Source organism: Xanthomonas sp. NCPPB 1062, assembly GCF_041481705.2.
In the GTDB taxonomy this organism is placed as follows: Bacteria; Pseudomonadota; Gammaproteobacteria; order Xanthomonadales; family Xanthomonadaceae; genus Xanthomonas; species Xanthomonas euvesicatoria.
Map to the genome: position 1 here is coordinate 2,138,437 of NZ_CM192987.1, position 19,071 is coordinate 2,157,507.

Annotated in this window: 13 protein-coding genes and 1 pseudogene; 9 read left to right on the forward strand and 5 right to left on the reverse strand. The window is 64.7% G+C overall.

Annotation, left to right across the window (positions count from 1 at the left end):
- Positions 1-76: 76 nt before the first annotated feature.
- The 4 genes from lysS to rpfC all read left to right on the forward strand — a co-directional run bounded on the left by lysS (position 77) and on the right by rpfC (position 5,690).
- A complete protein-coding gene (gene lysS / locus ACCQ16_RS09530) occupies positions 77-1,594 on the forward strand; it encodes a lysine--tRNA ligase (protein ID WP_136733184.1) in 1,518 nt (505 codons plus the stop codon).
- Positions 1,595-1,734: 140 nt separating this feature from the next.
- Positions 1,735-2,871: a cyclic di-GMP phosphodiesterase response regulator RpfG gene (gene rpfG / locus ACCQ16_RS09535; RefSeq protein ID WP_372380324.1), complete on the forward strand. Its 1,137-nt coding sequence runs from the start codon at positions 1,735-1,737 to the stop codon at positions 2,869-2,871.
- A gap of 1 nt (position 2,872) precedes the next feature.
- The gene (locus tag ACCQ16_RS09540; RefSeq protein WP_372380325.1) at positions 2,873-3,502 is read left to right on the forward strand and encodes an RpfH protein; all 630 of its coding nucleotides are present in this window, start codon (positions 2,873-2,875) and stop codon (positions 3,500-3,502) included.
- Positions 3,503-3,509: 7 nt separating this feature from the next.
- Positions 3,510-5,690: a sensor histidine kinase RpfC gene (gene rpfC, locus ACCQ16_RS09545; RefSeq protein ID WP_011347214.1), complete on the forward strand. Its 2,181-nt coding sequence runs from the start codon at positions 3,510-3,512 to the stop codon at positions 5,688-5,690.
- A gap of 12 nt (positions 5,691-5,702) precedes the next feature.
- Here rpfC and rpfF read toward each other — a convergent pair whose 3' ends face one another.
- Both rpfF and rpfB read right to left on the reverse strand, forming a co-directional pair.
- On the reverse strand, positions 5,703-6,572 hold the full coding sequence (gene rpfF, locus ACCQ16_RS09550; protein WP_011347215.1) for a diffusible signal factor synthase RpfF: 870 nt from the start codon (positions 6,570-6,572) through the stop codon (positions 5,703-5,705).
- A 176-nt stretch (positions 6,573-6,748) separates the two neighbouring features.
- Positions 6,749-8,431, reverse strand: a complete 1,683-nt coding sequence (gene rpfB, locus ACCQ16_RS09555) for a fatty acyl-CoA ligase RpfB (protein ID WP_029819303.1) — start codon at positions 8,429-8,431, stop codon at positions 6,749-6,751.
- 97 nt (positions 8,432-8,528) lie between these two features.
- Between rpfB and ACCQ16_RS09560 the strand changes: the two genes are divergently transcribed.
- Positions 8,529-8,978: a hypothetical protein gene (locus tag ACCQ16_RS09560; RefSeq protein ID WP_031422452.1), complete on the forward strand. Its 450-nt coding sequence runs from the start codon at positions 8,529-8,531 to the stop codon at positions 8,976-8,978.
- Between the two features lie 37 nt (positions 8,979-9,015).
- Here ACCQ16_RS09560 and ACCQ16_RS09565 read toward each other — a convergent pair.
- Positions 9,016-9,253: pseudogene (locus ACCQ16_RS09565) on the reverse strand (hypothetical protein); the annotation flags it as partial.
- A gap of 134 nt (positions 9,254-9,387) precedes the next feature.
- Positions 9,388-12,156, reverse strand: a complete 2,769-nt coding sequence (gene acnA, locus ACCQ16_RS09570; RefSeq protein ID WP_008571493.1) for an aconitate hydratase AcnA — start codon at positions 12,154-12,156, stop codon at positions 9,388-9,390.
- A 147-nt stretch (positions 12,157-12,303) separates the two neighbouring features.
- Between acnA and ACCQ16_RS09575 the strand changes: the two genes are divergently transcribed.
- The 4 genes from ACCQ16_RS09575 to ACCQ16_RS09590 all read left to right on the forward strand — a co-directional run bounded on the left by ACCQ16_RS09575 (position 12,304) and on the right by ACCQ16_RS09590 (position 16,641).
- A complete protein-coding gene (locus ACCQ16_RS09575) occupies positions 12,304-12,552 on the forward strand; it encodes an AbrB/MazE/SpoVT family DNA-binding domain-containing protein (protein WP_003486316.1) in 249 nt (82 codons plus the stop codon).
- Entirely contained in the window at positions 12,549-12,959 is a 411-nt protein-coding gene (locus ACCQ16_RS09580) for a type II toxin-antitoxin system VapC family toxin (RefSeq protein WP_008571495.1), read from the forward strand. The genes ACCQ16_RS09575 and ACCQ16_RS09580 overlap by 4 nt, the downstream gene beginning before the upstream one ends.
- Before the next feature lie 50 nt (positions 12,960-13,009).
- Positions 13,010-15,601 carry a bifunctional aconitate hydratase 2/2-methylisocitrate dehydratase gene (gene acnB / locus ACCQ16_RS09585; protein WP_014090071.1) on the forward strand — a complete coding sequence of 864 codons (2,592 nt, stop codon included), beginning with the start codon at positions 13,010-13,012 and terminating at the stop codon, positions 15,599-15,601.
- Positions 15,602-15,795: 194 nt separating this feature from the next.
- The gene (locus tag ACCQ16_RS09590; protein WP_029819310.1) at positions 15,796-16,641 is read left to right on the forward strand and encodes an alpha/beta fold hydrolase; all 846 of its coding nucleotides are present in this window, start codon (positions 15,796-15,798) and stop codon (positions 16,639-16,641) included.
- Positions 16,642-16,728: 87 nt separating this feature from the next.
- Here the strand turns inward: ACCQ16_RS09590 and ACCQ16_RS09595 are convergent, their stop codons facing one another.
- A complete protein-coding gene (locus ACCQ16_RS09595; protein WP_029819311.1) occupies positions 16,729-19,017 on the reverse strand; it encodes a sensor domain-containing protein in 2,289 nt (762 codons plus the stop codon).
- Positions 19,018-19,071: the final 54 nt, after the last annotated feature.

The window sequence follows — 19,071 nt, forward strand, 5'->3', positions numbered from 1 at the left end:
GTAAATAAGCGTGCCGGCACCGCCGGTTCCTCATTCCCCCGGGCACCCGCCCGACCCAAGCAGACCGATCCCCGCCATGACCGAGCAGACCCCCGCGCCGCAGATCCCCGCCGACGAGAACAGCCTCATCGCCGAGCGTCGCGCGAAACTGGGCGCGTTGCGCGGGCAGGGCATCGCCTACCCGAACGACTTCGTGCGCGAACACTTCGCCGGCGACCTGCAGGCAGAATTCGCCGACGCCGACACCTGGACCCCTGAAGCGCTGGAAGCCAGCGGGCGCACGGTCAGGATGGCTGGCCGCCTGATGGCCAAGCGGGTGATGGGCAAGGCCAGCTTTGCGCAGATCCAGGACGAATCCGGGCGTGTGCAGCTGTTCCTGCAGGGCAATGTGCTCGGCGATGCCTATACCGCGTTCAAGGGCTGGGATGTGGGCGACATCGTGGCGGTGGAGGGTGGGCTCACCCGCACCAAGACCGGCGAACTGTCGGTCAAGGCCGGCGCGCTGCGCCTGCTGACCAAGTCGCTGCGCCCGTTGCCGGACAAGTGGCATGGCCTGTCGGACGTGGAGCAGCGTTACCGCCAGCGGTATGTCGACCTGATCGTGACGCCCGAAGCGCGCGAGGTCTTCATCAAGCGCTCCAAGATCATCCGCGCCATGCGCGCCTGGCTGGACGCGCGCCGCTTCCTGGAAGTGGAAACGCCGATGATGCATTACATCCCCGGCGGCGCCACGGCCAAGCCGTTCACCACCCACCACAATGCGCTGGACCTGGATCTATACCTGCGCGTTGCCCCCGAGCTGTATCTCAAGCGTCTGGTGGTCGGTGGGCTGGAGCGTGTCTACGAGATCAACCGCAACTTCCGCAACGAAGGCGTGTCGACCCGGCACAACCCCGAGTTCACCATGCTCGAGCTCTACGAGGCCTATGCCACGTACCACCAGATCATGGACCTGACCGAGCAGGTGATCCGAGACACCGCACAGACGGTGCTGGGGACCGCCCAGGTGAGCTGGGATGGCGCCGATATCGATCTGGCGCCGGCTTTCCGGCGCTGGCGCATGGATGAGGCCGTTCGCCACCACAATCCGGAGATCAGCGCCGCCGACTGCACCGACCGGGAGGCGCTGCTGCGCCATTGCGAGCGGCTGAAGATCCGGGTCAAGCCGTCCTACGGCTGGGGCAAGCTGCTGCTGGAGATCTTCGAAGCCACCGTCGAGCACACCCTGGTGCAGCCGACCTTCATCACCGACCACCCGGTCGAAGTGTCGCCGCTGGCGCGTTCCAGCGACACCGAGCCGGGGTACACCGACCGCTTCGAGCTGTTCATCAACGGCAAGGAGCTGGCCAACGGCTTCTCCGAGCTCAATGACCCCGAAGACCAGGCCGCACGTTTCCAGGCGCAGGTGCAGGCCAAGGACGGTGGCGACGACGAAGCGATGCATTTCGATGCCGATTACATCCGTGCGTTGGAGTACGGCATGGCGCCGACCGGCGGCCTGGGCATCGGGATCGACCGTCTGGTGATGCTGCTGACCGGCAGCACCTCGATCCGCGATGTCCTGCTGTTCCCGTATATGCGTCCGGAAGCCTGATTTTTTTGTGCTGGCGGTGTGCCGACGGCACAGATACTGCATATGCTAGGGCGGAGCCTCGAACAGCGTATCGTTCGGGGGAGTCGGCACAGGGGCCGGCGTCATCGCTTTTCCGTTCTCGAGATAGAGGAGCAACGGCTATGCAGGATGTTTTAGGGGGTCCGGGCGGCGCATTGTCGACGGATACATGGGGAAGCTGGGCGGAAAAGGCGGATCTGGGATTGAACATCGTCATTGTCGATGACCAGATGTCCGCGCGAACGATGCTGCGCCATGTCATCGAGGACATTGCGCCGGAGCTCAAGGTCTACGACTTCGGCGATCCGCTCGACGCCCTGGCCTGGTGCGAAGCCGGGCGCGTGGACCTGTTGCTGCTGGACTACCGCATGCCGGGCATGGACGGTCTGGAATTCACGCGTCGGCTGCGCCGGCTGCCCAGCCATCGTGATATTCCGATCATCCTGATCACCATCGTGGGCGACGAGCCGATTCGTCAGGCGGCGCTGGAAGCCGGCGTGATCGACTTCCTGGTCAAGCCGATCCGTCCGCGCGAGTTGCGGGCGCGCTGCTCCAACCTGCTGCAGCTGCGCCAGCAGAGCGAAAGCGTCAAGCAACGCGCGTTGTCGCTGGAGCAGCGCCTGCTGGCCAGCATGAACGAGGTCGAAGAGCGCGAGCGCGAAACCCTGTCGCGGCTTGCGCGCGCGATCGAGTATCGCGATTCGGGCACCAGCGCGTTCCTGGAGCGCATGTCGCACGTGGCCGGCCTGATCGCCGAGCAACTGGGGCTGTCGGAAGAGGAGGTGCGCATCATCGAGATGGCCGCACCGCTGCACGACATGGGCAAGATCGCCATTCCCGATTCGGTGCTGCTCAAGCCCGGCAAGCTTACCGATGACGAAATGAGCGTGATGCGGCGCCATCCGCGCATCGGCTACGAGCTGCTCAGCGGCAGCCAGAACCGTTTCATCCAGGTCGGCGCGTTGATTGCGCTGCGTCATCACGAACGTTATGACGGCACCGGTTATCCGGATGGCCTGGTCGGTGAGGCGATTCCGCTGGAAGCGCGCATCGTTGCAGTGGCGGATGTGTTCGACGCCTTGCTGTCGCCGCGCCCGTACAAGGAGGCCTGGACCATGGACGCCGCGCTGGCCTATCTGTATGCCCAACGTGGCCGCCTATTCGACCCGCGCTGCGTGGATGCCTTGTTGCGCGGCCGCGCGCAGTTGGAGCAGATCTGTGGCGAGTTCTCCACCGCATCGGCGCGACCCGGGGTGTGAGGTGAGGGCGGCGCTTGCCCAGCTGCGTCGGCGACTCGCACGGCGCCCCGACAGCGAGCACGGTCAGGCGTTGGTGCGCATCGTGATGCTCTGGCTGATCCTGGCCTACACGCTGGTCTGCGCCCCGCATTGGCAACTGAGCGATGACCATCTGCAGCGATTGCTGTGCCTGGTCGCGATCGGGCACGGTGGGGCATTGCTGCTATTTGCGTGGATCGTTGCGAAGCCGCGGCCCTCGCACCTGCGCCGGACGCTCGGCATGCTGGCGGACTATGGCCTGCTCAGTCTGGCGATGACCTGGTTCGCCGCTCCGATGGCCTGCCTGTACGTGGTGGTGATGTGGGTCACGATCGGCAATGGCCTGCGCTTTGGCAGGCATGCACTGCACTCGGCGGTGGCCATGGCTATGCTTAGTTTCGGGGCGACGCTTGCCAATAGCCCGTATTGGCAACAGCGGATCGAGCTCGGGATCGCCCTGTTGGCGGCGCTGGTGGTCATTCCTCTGTCGTTGTTGCGGCTGATGCAGGACAGTGCCGATGCCGCTGCGCGTATCGCCGCGTATGCCCATGGCGCCGATGCTGCAGGACCGCGCAGCCCACTTTCATCCCCATCGAAGCGACCGCAGGTCTGAGGCGTCTATGAAGTCTCCATTGCCATGGTTGAAGCGGCGTCTTTCGGGGCGGGCGGATTCGGAACACGCGCAGAACCTGATCCGCATCATCATCACCACGCTGTTCATTTCTTACCTGGGGTGGCGCTACCACCACACCCATGGCGATACGCTGATGGCCACCTGGTTGATCCTGGTCGGCGAGCTGGTGGTGTCGCTGGGGCTGATGGTGGCGATCCTGCTGCGGCCGCACGTGTCGCACACGCGTCGCCTGATCGGCATGGTGCTCGACTACACCTGCACCGGCGCAATCATGGCAATCCAGGGCGAACCGGCTTCGCCGCTGTATGCGGTCTGCATGTGGGTGACCATCGGCAATGGCTTGCGCTACGGCAGTCCCTATCTGCGTGCCGCCACGGCGATGGCCAGCCTGAGTTTTCTCAGCGCGATCCTGATTTCGCCTTACTGGAAGGCCAATCCCTATCTGAGCTGGGGGTTGTTGCTGGGCTTGATCGCCGTGCCGCTGTACTTCGACTCGTTGTTGCGTGCGATGACGCGCGCGGTACGCGAGGCGCGGCATGCCAACCAGGCCAAGAGCCGTTTCCTGGCCAATATGAGTCACGAATTCCGCACCCCGTTGAATGGGTTGTCGGGTATGACCGAAGTGCTGGCCACCACGCGTCTGGATGCAGAGCAGAAAGAATGCCTGAATACCATCCAGGCCTCGGCGCGCAGCCTGCTGTCGCTGGTGGAAGAAGTGCTCGATATTTCTGCGATCGAGGCGGGCAAGATCCGCATCGATCGCCGCGATTTCTCGCTGCGCGAGATGATCGGCTCGGTCAACATGATTCTGCAGCCGCAGGCCAAGACACGCGGACTGGATTACGCTACCGAGGTGGCCACCGACGTACCGGACCTGCTCAAGGGCGACACCGGCCATCTGCGCCAGGTGTTGCTCAACCTGTTGGGTAATGCGGTCAAGTTCACCGAGCACGGGCATGTGCTGCTGCGGGTCGCGCGGGTTTCCGGCAATGGTGCCGACACGATGCGGCTGCGTTTCGATGTCGAAGACAGCGGCATCGGCGTGCCGATGGACATGCGTCCGCGCCTGTTCGAGGCGTTCGAGCAGGCGGACGTGGGTTTGTCGCGCCGCTATGAAGGTACCGGCCTGGGGACCACGATCGCCAAGGGCCTGGTTGAGGCCATGGGCGGCGCGATTGGCTTTGCGCCCAATCCATCCGGCGGCAGCGTGTTCTGGTTCGAGCTACCGCTGGAGATCGGCGTATTGGAGACGGCGGCGCCGGCTCGCTCGCCGGTCGGGGCGTTGCTGGAGACTCCCGACGAGCTGGAAGCCTCCAACGTCATCGCCTTTTCCAACCCGTTTCTGCGTCACCGCGCGCGCGTGCGCAGTATGCGCATGCTGGTGGCCGACGACCATGAAGCCAATCGCATGGTGTTGCAGCGATTGCTGGAGAAGGCAGGGCATAAGGTGGCGTGCGTCAACGGCGCCGAGCAGGTGCTGGACGCGATGGCCGAGGAGGATTTCGATGCGGTGATTGTGGATCTGCATATGCCGGGCATGAGCGGCCTGGACATGCTCAAGCAGTTGCGCGTGATGCAGGCCAGCGGCATGCGCTACACCCCGGTGGTGGTGCTCAGTGCCGACGTCACGCCAGAAGCGATCCGCGCCTGCGAACAAGCTGGCGCACGCGCGTTCCTGGCCAAGCCCGTGGTGGCTGCCAAGCTGCTCGATACGCTGGCCGAACTCGCCGTCAGCACCCGTGCGCTGGCGACGCCGGCGACGGTGGTGCAGGCATCGACCAGTTTCGAAGGCGTGCTCGATGCCAGCGTGCTGGACGAACTGGCGGCGTTGGGCATGGGCGAAGAATTCGAACGTCAGTTCGTCCGGCAGTGTCTGGATGATGCGCACAACTGCGTGGGCGCGATCGAGCGCGATGGCACGCGCTCGGATTGGGAACAATTGCGCGAAAGCGCCCACGCATTGCGCGGCGTTGCCAGCAATCTGGGGCTGGCCCAACTGGCCGGCAGTGGCGGTGAGCTGATGCGCATGGCCGATTGGCAGCTGCAGGCCGAATGGCGACAGCGGCTGTCGGCGTTGCGCGACCAATTGCAGACCGGAAAGGATGCACTCGCCGCGCGCGTACAAAGCGCCAACGACGACGAGCGCTCCCCCCGGAGTAGTGAATAGCCCGCCGACGCATCAGCCGGCGTCAAGCCCTGAGCGGCGCGATTGCGCGCGAACCAGACGGTCCATGGTGCGCAATGACTTTTCGCCCAACTGCATCGCCGTATCGACCCAGATTTCGGTGATGCGCATCATTTCCTGCAGCGGCACCGCCGTGGTCATTTCGCGCACTTGCTGCATTGCCGCCCAGGCATGCGGCGTGCGCTTGCTTTCGCGGATCACTTGTTCGACCGCCGCCACGCCCTGACCGCGCGGCACGACGCGATCGACCAGGCCCATGCCGAGCAACTCCTCGGCAGAATACAGATTGCCTTCGAGCATGATTTTTTGCGCCAGTTGCGCACTGACACGCTGGCACATGAAAGAGTAGGCGCCCATCCCCGGGAACAGGTCGAACAGCACTTCGGGCAATCCCATCATCACCCCTTCCTCGGCGACGATGGTGTGGCAGCTCAACGCCGCTTCGAATCCGCCGCCGAGGGCATTGCCCTGCACCAGGGCGATGCTGTGCGCGCGTGCGCCCAGGCCGACATGGAACGCGTGCACACCGCGTACACAGCGTTGGGCGTAATTAAGCAGTCGAGCACGGTCGCCTTCGCGAATGAGTTGACAGAACAGCGCCAGATCGCCGCCCAGGTTGAACACATCGCTGTCCGATGCCAGCACCACGTGCGGAGCCAGCACGCCGGCGTTGTTCAGGCGTTGACCAAGGTTGGTCTGATAGCCGGTAATGTCGTCGACCAGGCGCGTCGAAAAGCAGGCACGCCCCGGGTTTGTGGCCAGGTCGGCATGCATATGGATCCAGTACACGTCACGCTGCGGTTCTTCGATGATGCGTAGGGTCGAGCCGATGTTGGTGCGAATGAAGGGTTGAACTGCAGACATGGTGGTTCTCCGTGATGACCGTCCGGCCGGCCGCCTTTCGGACGGAGATGAGGTTGAACGCGTGAGCGTGCGCCGACATCGGATTCTATGCGTGCAAAAGCGAACGCCCGCAAGGCCTTGCGGCAATGCGGGCGTCAAAGAAGGCTGAACGCCTTCGGGCTGCGGTATAAGCGGTATTACGTCTTCGGTGCGTCCCGTAATTCGCGGCGCAGGATCTTGCCCACGTTGGTCTTGGGCAACTCCTTGCGGAATTCGATCACCCGCGGCTGCTTGTAGCCGGTGAGGTTGGCGCGGCAATGCGCCTTCACATCGTCGGCCGTCAGGGCCGGGTCCTTCTTCACGATGACCGCCTTGACGATCTCGCCGGACTTGTCATCCGGCACGCCCACGGCGGCCACTTCCAGCACGCCGGGCATTTCGGCGATCACGTCCTCGATCTCGTTGGGGTACACGTTGAAGCCGGACACCAGGATCATGTCCTTCTTGCGATCGACGATGTAGACGAAGCCCTGTGCGTCCATGCGCGCGATGTCGCCGGTATGCAGCCAGCCTTGGGCATCCATGACCTTGGCGGTTTCATCGGGTTTCTTCCAGTAGCCCTTCATGACCTGCGGGCCCCTGATGCACAGCTCGCCGATCTCGCCCACGGGCAGTTCCGCGCCGGCGTCGTCCTTGATGCAGGCATCGGTGGACGGAATCGGCAGGCCGATCGAACCGTTGTAGTCCTTCAGGTCCATCGGGTTGATGCACGCGGCCGGCGAGGTTTCAGTCAGGCCGTAGGCTTCGACCAGGGTCAGGCCGGTGACTTTCTTCCAACGCTCGGCGACCGAACGCTGGACGGCCATGCCGCCGCCAAGGGTCATCTTGAGCGAGGAGAAATCCACCTGATCGAATCCGGGCGTATTGAGCAGCCCGTTGAACAGCGTGTTGACGCCGGTGAACGCGGTGAAGCGGGTCTTTTTCAGCTCCTTGACGAAGCCTGGCATGTCGCGCGGGTTGCTGATCAGGTGGTTGCAGCCGCCGATCTTCATGAAGACCAGGCCGTTCGCGGTCAATGCGAAGATGTGGTACAGCGGCAGCGCGGTGATCACCACTTCGTGGCCTTCTTCCAGCTTGCCGGTACCCGCCAGCCACTGGTGCGCCTGCTGCATGTTGGCGACCAGATTGCGGTGGGTCAGCATTGCGCCCTTGGCCACGCCGGTGGTGCCGCCGGTGTACTGCAGGAAAGCGATGTCGTCGGGTTCGATCTGCAGCGTCGGCACGCGGTGCTTGCGGCCCAGCGCCAGCGCCTCGCGGAAGCGAATCGCGCCGTTGATGCGGTAATCGGGCACCAGCTTCTTGACGTACTTGACCACGAAGTTGAGCAGTGCCGCCTTCGGGAAGCCCAGCATGTCGCCCAGGCCGGTGGTGATGACTTGCCTGACCGGCGTGTCGGCGATGACCTGCTGCACGGTGGTGCCGAAGTTGTCGATGACCACCAGCACGCTGGCGCCGGAGTCGATCAACTGATGCTTGAGTTCGCGCGGGGTGTACAGCGGATTGACGTTGACCACGGTCAGACCGGCACGCAGCACGCCGAAGGTCGCGATGGGGTATTGCAGGCAGTTGGGCATCATCAAGGCGACGCGGTCGCCTTTCTTCAACTGCAGCTCGCCAAGCAGGTAGGCGGCGAATTGCTCGACCAGCTGATCCGCCTCGCGGTAGGTGATGGTCTTGCCGAAGCTATGGTACGCAGGCCGGTCGGCGAAGCGTTTCACGGAGGTGGCAAACACCTCGGCCACCGTGCGGAACTGCTCAAGATCGATTTCGGCGGCAACGCCGGCCGGATAACTTTGCAACCAAGGACGTGCCTGATTCATCTGCCCCCCTCCAGGGTGTTCTCGACGCGCCGCAGTGTGTTCCACGGCGTTACAACAGCTGGCAGCATACCGTCATGGATGGAAAAGGCGAAGCGTGATGCAGAGCAGCATTCAAGTGTCGTGGCGCCTGGCGTGGATGGGGTTTTGCATGCTGGTCTTGCTCGGGTGCACGCGTGCTGCGCCGGAACAACGTCTGCGCGCCACGCTGGAGCAGATGCATCAGGCGATCGAGGCGCGTGAGATCGGCGATGCGATGGCGCCGGTGGCCGAGGATTTTGTTGGCGAACATGGGCTGGACGCCGCCGGGTTACGGCGCTTGATGCAAGTGCAGATGCTGGGCAATCAACAGCTCGGCGTGACCATGGGGCCGGTCGATGTGGCACTGCGCGGTGATACCGCCACGGTGCGCTTCACCGCGCTGTTGACCGGCGGCAACGGGCGCTGGGTGCCCGATCAGGCGCAGACCTATCAGGTCACCACCGGCTGGCGATTGCAGGGCAGCGACTGGCAGCTGTACCACGCGCAATGGGTGCCGGCGGCGCGTTGACCGCGCAGATGCAGTGGAGCGCGGCTGCCGCTTGGTGCGGCCGGACGCATGGCGCCAGGGCATGGATGGGGGGCGTGAGGCATCTGGCCGAAGCGCGCATCGCCCGGTGACGCCGTTGCGTTGCGACAAGGTGGAAGGTGGCCCTCCGGCTGGCTGCCGTTGGCTGGGCAATGCAGCCTGTTGCCGCCTTCTTCTGCGCCAAATATCTCGGTGGTGAGATCGATGTCCGTGTGCCGGCGATGGTATCGGTCACCACCAACGGCGGGGGAGGGAATTCAGTTCGACGTCGGGATGCACGCGTCCTTTGCTCACCACCGCGTGATCGCCGTTTTTTTTGAGAGGCCGGAAACGCCACTCCCGCCGAGCGGCGGGAGTGCGTTGCATCGTTGCAGCGCAATGCGCGCTGTGGTCAGGCTGCCTTGCGTGCCGCCAGCTGCCGCAGCACATACTGCAGCAAGCCGCCGTGCTTGAAGTACTCCACTTCCTTGGGTGTCAGCAGCAGCACCTTGACCTGGAACTGCTTGACGCTGCCGTCGGACTTTTTCGCATTGACGGTGGCACGACGGCTGGCGCCGTCCTGCAGGCCGGTGATGTCCAGCACTTCCGAGCCATCCAGGCCGAGCGTCTGTGCATTTTCGTTTTCCAGGAACTGCAAGGGCAGCACGCCCATGCCCACCAGATTGGAGCGATGGATACGCTCGAAGCTTTCGGCGATCACGGCCTTGACTCCGAGCAGGTTGGTGCCCTTGGCGGCCCAGTCGCGCGAGGAGCCGGTGCCGTATTCCTTGCCGGCCAGCACCACCAGCGGCACGCCGTCGGCCTTGTACTTCATTGCGGCATCGTAGATGGCCAGCTTTTCCGGCTGGCCGCCACCGGCTGGGTAATACAGCGTGTTGCCGCCTTCTTCGCCGCCGAACATCAGGTTCTTGATGCGGATGTTGGCGAAGGTGCCGCGTACCATCACATCGTCGTTGCCGCGGCGGCTGCCGTAGCTGTTGAAGTCGGCCGGCTGCACGCCGCGTTCCTGCAGGAAGCGGCCTGCCGGCGAATCCTTCTTGATGTTGCCGGCCGGCGAAATGTGGTCGGTGGTGATCGAATCGCCGAACAGGCCCATGATGCGTGCGCCGTGCACGTCGTCCACGTTGCCCACCTGCATGGTCATGCCGTCGAAGTAGGGTGGGTTCTTGATGTAGGTCGAGGCTTCGTCCCACGCGTAAAGCGCGCCATCGGGCGAGGCGATGGTGTTCCAGCGCGTGTCGCCCTTGAACACGTCGGCATAGTTCTGCTTGAACATCTCCGGGCCGACGGTGGCGGCGATGGTGTCGCCGATTTCCTTGTTGCTCGGCCAGATGTCGCGCAGATACACCGGCTGCCCATCGCTGCCGGTGCCCAGCGGCTCGGTGGTGAGGTCGATGTCGGTGGTGCCGGCGATGGCATAGGCCACCACCAGCGGCGGCGAGGCCAGATAATTCATCTTGACCTCGGGGTGTACGCGGCCTTCGAAGTTGCGGTTGCCCGACAGCACCGAGGTCACCACCAGATCGTCCTTGGCAATGGCCGCAGACACGTCTTCCGGCAGCGGGCCGGAGTTGCCGATGCAGGTGGTGCAGCCGTAGCCCACCACGTAGAAGCCAAGCTTTTCCAGGTCGGTGAGCACGCCGGCCTTTTCAAGATAGTCGGTGACCACGCGCGAACCTGGCCCGAGCGAGGTCTTGACCCACGGCTGCGCCTTCAGGCCCTTGGCCGCCGCGTTACGCGCGAGCAGGCCGGCGCCCAGCATCACCGCGGGGTTGGAGGTGTTGGTGCAGGAGGTGATCGCGGCGATGACCACCGAGCCATCGCGCAGCTGCCAACCCGCACCGCTGGCGCCGGCGCTTTCTGCCTGCGACGCCTTCGCACCGACGGCGGTGCCGCCGCCGCCTTCGTTCTTGAGGCGGTCTTCCTGCTTGAGATCGGCCAGCTTCTTGCTGCGCGCGTCGGCGAACGGCTTGAGGCTTTCGCGGTAGTTGGACTGCATGTCTTCCAGCAGCACGCGGTCCTGCGGGCGCTTGGGGCCGGCCAGCGACGGCTTGACCTGGCCCATGTCCAGTTCCAGCGTGGCGCTGTACCGGGCGGGCGGGGTAGTGGCGTCGTGCCACAGGCCCTGCGCCTTGGCATAGGCCTCGACCAATGCAATCTGCTCCTCGCTACGGCCGGACAGGCGCAGGTAGGTCAGCGACTCCTCATCGACCGGGAAGATGCCGCAGGTGGCGCCGTATTCGGGCGCCATGTTGCCGATGGTGGCGCGGTCGGCCAGCGGCAGGTGCTGCAGGCCGTCACCATAGAACTCGACGAACTTGCCCACCACCCCGAGCTTGCGCAGCATCTGGGTGACCGTCAGCACCAGGTCGGTGGCAGTGGCGCCCTCGGGCAACTTGCCGGTGAGCTTGAAGCCCACGACCTGCGGGATCAGCATCGACGACGGCTGCCCCAGCATGGCCGCTTCCGCCTCGATGCCGCCCACGCCCCAGCCCAGCACGCCGATGCCGTTGATCATGGTGGTGTGGCTGTCGGTACCGAACACGGTGTCGGGGTAGGCGACCAGCGTGCCGTCCTTCTCGGCGCTCATCACCACGCGCGCCAGGTTTTCCAGGTTCACCTGGTGCACGATGCCGGTGTTGGGCGGCACCACCTTGAAGTTCTCGAACGCCTTCTGGCCCCAGCGCAGGAAGCCGTAGCGTTCCTGGTTGCGCTGGAATTCGATCTTGCCGTTGAGGTCGAGCGCGTCCGGCTTGCCGAATACATCGACCTGCACGGAGTGGTCGATGACCAGTTCGGAAGGAATCTGCGGGTTGATCTGGTCGGCATTGCCGCCGAGCTTGACCACCGCATCGCGCATGGCGGCCAGGTCCACCACGCAGGGCACGCCGGTGAAGTCCTGGAGTACCACGCGCGCCGGCATGAAGGCGATTTCGATATCGGGCTCGGCGGTGGGGTCCCACTTGGCAACCGCTTCGATGTGGTCCTTGCCGACGGTCACGCCGCCGTCTTCATGACGTAGCAGGTTCTCCAGCAGGATCTTCATCGAATAGGGCAGGTGGCCGATATCGAAGCGTTCGCCCAGCTTCGGCAGGCTGTAGTACGCGTAGCGCTTGCCGTGGACCTCAAGTGAGGTGCGAGTGGAAAAGGAATCGCTCATGCATCACTCCTATGGCATCGAAGGCTTTAGGTAGGTGCCCATTCTGAGCGATTCAGTGTGTACGTACGGTGTGTCCAGACCGATCTGCCAACTTGAGTAGGGCGGTGCAAGTACGTATCATGCGTGCATACTTTCTGGAGCATGCTCATGGAAGCCACCGTTGCCGAACGCGGACAGATCACGCTGCCGAAGGCCGTGCGCGATGCCCTGGGCCTGACCAAGGGCACCACGTTGAAGATCGAGCTCGACGGCGGGCGCATCATCCTGCGCAAGGACGTCAGCGAGGCGCTGCGCAAGGTGCGCGGCAAGTTCAAGCTGGTCGACGGCCTGACCAGCACCGATGCGGCCATGCGCGTGATCCGTGGCCGCGCCCCCGGGGACCCGTTCGACCCATGATCGCCCTGGATTCCTCGGTCCTGCTGGACATCCTGATCGGCGACCCGGTCTATGGCGAAGTGTCGGAGGTCTGCATCGGCGACGCGCTGGCGCGCGACGAAGTGGTGGTCTGCGACGCGGTGGTGGCCGAGGTGCTGGCCATGCTCGACACCCAGGTCGACCTGATGGAAACCCTGGCCTCGATCGGCGTCCGCTACGAGGCCACCCAGGAAGCGGCGGCAGTGCGCGCCGGCCATATGAACAAGCGCTTTCGCGCGCGCGGCGGCAAGCGTGAGCGGGTGGTGGCCGACTTCCTGATCGGCGCCCACGCCATGCTCCAGTGCGACGGGTTGATCACCCGCGACGAGGGCTTCTTCCGCGATTACTTCAAGGGTTTGAAGATCATCGTTCCCAAACCCGCACCCTGATCCACGTTCGCGCTTTACCACCTTCACCGCTGCTTTTTTGGAGAACCCGCATGTTGGAAGCCTATCGCCACCACGTTGCAGAGCGCGCCGCGCTCGGTATCCCGCCGCTGCCGCTGACCGCGCAGCAGACCGCCGAGGTCATCGAGCTGTTGAAGGCTCCGCCGGCTGGCGAGGAAGAATTCCTGGTCGAGCTGCTCAGCCAGCGCGTGCCGGCCGGCGTCGACGACGCTGCCAAGGTCAAGGCCTCGTATCTGGCCGCGGTTGCCTTCGGCACCGAGACCACCGCGCTGATCAGCCCCACACGCGCCACCGAGCTGCTCGGCACCATGCTGGGCGGCTACAACATCCAGCCGCTGATCGACCTGCTGGACAACGCCGAGCTGGGCGCCACTGCCGCCGAAGCGCTCAAGCACACCTTGCTGGTGTTCGATGCGTTCCACGACGTGCAGGAAAAGGCGCAAGCCGGTAACGCGCACGCCAAGGCCGTGCTGCAGAGCTGGGCCGATGCCGAGTGGTTCACCAGCAAGCCGGAAGTGCCGCAGAGCCTGACCGTGACCGTGTTCAAGGTGCCGGGCGAAACCAATACCGACGACCTGTCGCCGGCGCCGGATGCGACCACCCGTCCGGACATCCCGCTGCATGCGCTGGCCATGTTGAAGAACAAGCGCGACGGCGCGGCGTTCGAGCCGGAAGAAGACGGCAAGCGCGGCCCGATCCAGGCCATTGCCGACCTCAAGGCCAAGGGCCATCTGGTGGCCTACGTGGGCGACGTGGTCGGTACCGGTTCCTCGCGCAAGTCGGCGACCAACTCGGTGCTGTGGTGGACCGGCGAAGACATTCCGTACATCCCCAACAAGCGCTTCGGCGGCGTGTGCCTGGGCAGCAAGATCGCGCCGATCTTCTACAACACCATGGAAGATGCCGGCGCCTTGCCGATCGAGCTGGACGTCTCGCAGATGGAGCACGGCGACGTGGTCGAGCTGCGTCCGTACGACGGCAAGGCGCTGAAGGACGGACAGGTGATCGCCGAGTTCGCGATGAAGTCGGAGGTGCTGTTCGACGAAGTGCGCGCCGGCGGCCGCATTCCGCTGATCGTCGGCCGTGGCCTCACCGCCAAGGCGCGCGAATTCCTGGGCCTGCCGGCGTCGGACCTGTTCCGCCTGCCGATGGACCCGCCGGACACCGGCAAGGGCTTCTCGCTGGCGCAGAAGATGGTCGGCCGCGCCTGCGGGCTGCCGGAAGGCCAGGGCATGCGCCCGGGCACCTATTGCGAGCCGAAGATGACCTCGGTGGGTTCGCAGGACACCACCGGCCCGATGACCCGCGACGAGCTGAAGGACCTGGCCTGCCTGGGCTTCTCGGCCGACCTGGTGATGCAGTCGTTCTGCCACACCGCCGCCTATCCGAAGCCGGTGGACGTCAAGACCCACCACACCTTGCCCGAGTTCATCTCCACCCGCGGCGGCGTCTCGCTGCGTCCGGGCGACGGCGTGATCCACAGCTGGCTCAATCGCATGCTGCTGCCCGACACCGTGGGCACCGGCGGCGACTCGCACACCCGCTTCCCGATCGGCATTTCGTTCCCGGCCGGCTCCGGCCTGGTGGCCTTCGCCGCCGCCACCGGGGTGATGCCGCTGGACATGCCCGAGAGCGTGCTGGTGCGCTTCAAGGGGCAGATGCAGCCGGGCGTGACCTTGCGTGACCTGGTCAACGCGATCCCGCTGTACGCGATCAAGCAGGGCCTGCTGACCGTGGCCAAGCAGGGCAAGAAGAACATCTTCTCCGGCCGCATCCTGGAAATCGAAGGCTTGCCGAACCTGAAGGTGGAGCAGGCGTTCGAACTCTCCGACGCCTCGGCCGAGCGTTCGGCTGCCGGTTGCACCGTGCACCTGGATAAGGCGCCGATCATCGAGTACCTGACCAGCAACATCACCCTGCTGCGCTGGATGATTGCCGAGGGCTATGCCGATGCGCGCACCCTGGGCCGCCGCATCAAGAAGATGGAAGACTGGCTGGCTGACCCGCAGCTGCTGCAGCCCGATGCCGACGCCGAATACGCGGCGGTCATCGAGATCGACCTGGCCGATATCCATGAGCCGATCGTGGCCTGCCCGAACGACCCGGACGACGTGAAGACGCTGTCGGAAGTGGCCGGCGCGGCCATCGACGAAGTATTCATCGGCTCGTGCATGACCAACATCGGTCACTTCCGTGCCGCGGCCAAGCTGCTGGAAGGCAAGCGCGACATCCCGACCCGCCTGTGGGTGGCACCGCCGACCAAGATGGACGCCTCCGAGCTGACCAAGGAAGGCCATTACGGCACCTTCGGCGCGGCCGGTGCGCGCATGGAAATGCCGGGCTGCTCGCTGTGCATGGGTAACCAGGCGCAGGCACGCGAGGGCGCCACGGTGTTCTCGACCTCCACGCGTAATTTCCCGAACCGGTTGGGCCGCAATACCAACGTGTACCTGGGCTCGGCGGAACTGGCGGCAATCTGCTCGCGCCTGGGCCGCATTCCGACCAAGGACGAGTACATGGCGGATGTCGGCGTGATCAAGACCAGTGGCGATCAGATCTACCGCTACATGAACTTCGATCAGATCCAGGAATATCAGGACGTGGCAGAGACCGTCGCCGCCTGATTCTTCCGGCAGGTTTGCTGTCCCGAAATGCCCGGCACTGCCGGGCATTTCGCTTTTCGGGCAATGGTTTCGTGTAGTCGTCACGATGCCCGGCGTTAAAGCAAATACCAGCTGACTGGATTGTGGCATTGCAACAAAAATCTGAAGTGCGCAGGTCTAGAGTCCCGCCGCTCTACCACTGCCCGTTGATGCCCATGCCCACTTGCACAATCTCCGGTCAAACCCTGCATTACACGCAACATGGCCGCGGTTTCCCGGTCTTGCTTGGCCACAGCTATCTCTGGGACGCTGCGATGTGGGAGCCGCAGATCCAGGCGCTGTCGCAGCATTACCAGGTCATCGTTCCCGAGCTATGGGGACATGGGCAGTCAGGTCCGTTGCCGCACGGCACGCAGCAGATCGGCGATCTTGCCGGGCACATGCTGGCCCTGCTGGACGCACTGAAGTTGCCGCAGTGCGCGGTGGTCGGCCTGTCGGTGGGCGGCATGTGGGCCGCCGAGCTTGCCCTGATGGCGCCGGAGCGCGTGCGCAGCCTGGTGTTGATGGATACTTTCCTGGGCGCCGAGCCAGCCGCCACGCGTGCGCGCTATTTCGGCCTGCTTGATGCGATCGAGACGGCCGGGCAGGTGACGCCTGCGCTGATCGAGGCGATCGTGCCGATCTTCTTCCGCCCTGGTATCGATCTGAGCTCGGCATTGCCGGCCGCCTTCGCGCAGCGTCTGGCGGCGATGTCGGCCGAGCAGTTGCGCGCATCCATCGTGCCGCTGGGCCGGCTGATCTTCGGCCGAGCCGATCGACTGGATGCCCTGTCCACGCTGGATCCGGCCAACACCTTCCTGCTCGGTGGCGCCGAGGACATTCCGCGCCCGCCCGAAGAGGTGTGGATGATGGCCGAGGCAATCTGTTGCGATTACGAGCTGATCCCGGACGCAGGCCATATCGCCTCGCTGGAAAACCCGGCCTTCGTCAACGCGCAGTTGCTGGGATGGCTGAAGCGGACGGTGGGTGAGACCGAGGTGGAGCTGATGCGAGTGGGATGAGGGTGAGGAGGCTCATGACTTGCCACGCCATGGCCCGCCTTTCCTGGCTGGAAGGAAGTTCGAAGCGGTGATCGTTCGGCGGTTGCGTTATGACGGTTGCGCGCCCAGCCAGGCTTCCAGTGCCTGGGCCGGTAGCGGCCGCGAGAACAGATAGCCTTGCAGCACCTCGCAACCCAGGTCGGCGAGGAACAGGCGCTGCGCTTCGTTTTCCACACCTTCGGCGACCACGTGCTTGCGCAGGTGCTCGCCGATGCGCAGCACCGAGGTGGTGAGCGCGCGCGCGTCTTCGCTGTGTTCGATATCGCGGACGAAGCTCATGTCCAGTTTGAGTTCGTCGATCGGCAGGCGATGCAAGTGGCTCAGGCTGGAATAGCCAGTGCCGAAATCGTCCAGCGACAGCGAGATGCCGGCTTCGCGAATGGCGTGCAGGTTTTCCAGCACGCCCGGTTGCCCGGACAGCATCACGCTTTCGGTCAGTTCCAGGGTGAGATCGGACGGCTGCACGCCCAGTTCGGCGATCAGCTGCAGCAGGTCGGGAAGCATGCGCGGGCTTTCGAAGCCGCTTGCCGACAGATTCACCGACACGCGCGCGACCGGCACGCCACGCTGGCGCCAGTCCGCGACCTGTTCGCAGGCACGTCGCAGTACCCAGGCGTTGAGCTGCGGCATCATGCCTTGCTCTTCAGCCACCGGCAGAAACCGCGCCGGCGATACCGCGCCCAGTTGCGGATGATTCCAGCGCAGCAGCGCTTCCACACCATACAGGGCATGCGGCGCGGCGCTGTGCATCTGCGGCTGGTAGTGCAGCTGCAATTGATCGCGGCCAATGGCCTGGCGCAGCTCGGCCTCCAAGGCCACGCGTTCCTGCGCCATGCGGTTCATGTCGGAACTGAAAAAGCGGAAGCGCCCACCGCCTTCCTTCTTGGCGCGATTCATCGCCAAGTCGGCATGGCGCAGCAGGATGTTGATGTCGTGGCCATCCTCGGGAAACATCGCCACGCCGATACTGGCCGAGGGATGCACGGTCATATGGCCAACCGGCAGCGGGCTGGCGATGCTGACCAACAAACGCTCGGCGGCGGCACTGGCCTGCTCTGCGCTGCATTGCGGCAGCGCGAGCGCGAACTCGTCGCCGGATAGCCGCGCCAGCATCGCCGTGGCGGTGATCTGGTCGTTGACGCGCAAGGCGATATCGCGCAGCAGGCCATCGCCTGCGGCGTGCCCCTGGCTATCGTTGATGAGCTTGAAGCGATCGATGTTGATGAACATCAACGCGGTCGGTTCGCCGGCGTATTCGGCCTGGGTCAGTGCCTGCTCGGCACGCGCGCTGAACATGATGCGGTTGGGAAGGCCCGTGAGCGTGTCGTAGAACGCCAGTTGATGCACGCGCTGGCGGATCTGCTCGCGTTCCAGCGCCAATGTGCACAGCTGCTGGCACAAATCGGTGAGCCGCATATGCCAGGCATCGGCACGTTGCGGCTTGCGGTAATACAGCGCGAAGGTGCCGAGCACGCGCGCGCTGTTGGAGCGGATCGGCGTGCTCCAGCAGGCGCGCAGGCCCCAAGGCAAGAGCGTGTCGCGATACGCCTCGAACAATGGGTCGGTGGCGATGTCTTCCACCATCACCGCGCGACCGCGCCAGGCCGCGGTGCCGCAGGCGCCGGTGCCCGGGCCGATCTTCAAGCCGTTGACTGCGTCGGCGTATTCGGGCGGCAGGCTGGGCGCAGCCAGCGAATGCAGGCGACCTTGATTGTCCGCACTCATCACCGTGGCCAGCACATCCGGTGCGATGCGTTCGACCTCGGTGCAAATCAGCGTCATCACCTCGATCAACGGGCGTTCCTGCACCAGGGCCTCCAGCACGCGGTGCTGCAGCACCTCGTGCATCTTGGTGTCGGTGATGTCGGTCAGTACCGCCACGTAATGCGAGGGAGCGTGGTTGGCGTCGTAGATCGGGTTGAAGTTCAGCGAGATCCACAGCGGCGTGCCGTCCTTGCGATAGACCAGCAGGTCGGCACGGGTGTGCTGCAAGGCATCGGCGCGATCGCGAACGCGAGCGACCTCGCTTTGGTCGCTTTGCGCACGGGTCAGGACATCGGAGGGACGCAGACCGACCAGCTCGGCTTCGGTGTAGCCGAACATGCGCTGGAAGCCGTCGTTGGCGTACAGCAGGCGCGATTGCAGGTCGCAGATCAGAATGGCGCTGCTGCTGCCATCCAGGGCCTCGGCGAGCAGACGCGCGCGGCGTTGGTCGGGTTGTTCGCCAGCCTTGGCCATGCCGGCGGTGACCGGGCCGGGCCTGATCTGGCCCGTGCCTGGGGCGTTGGCATGGATCGGCTCAGCCGTCAGCGGCGTGCGGTCCATCGCTGCATCCACGCCAGCGCCCACCGCGCTTCCCGGTGCCGGAGGAAGCGTTGGGTTGGTCGGGTG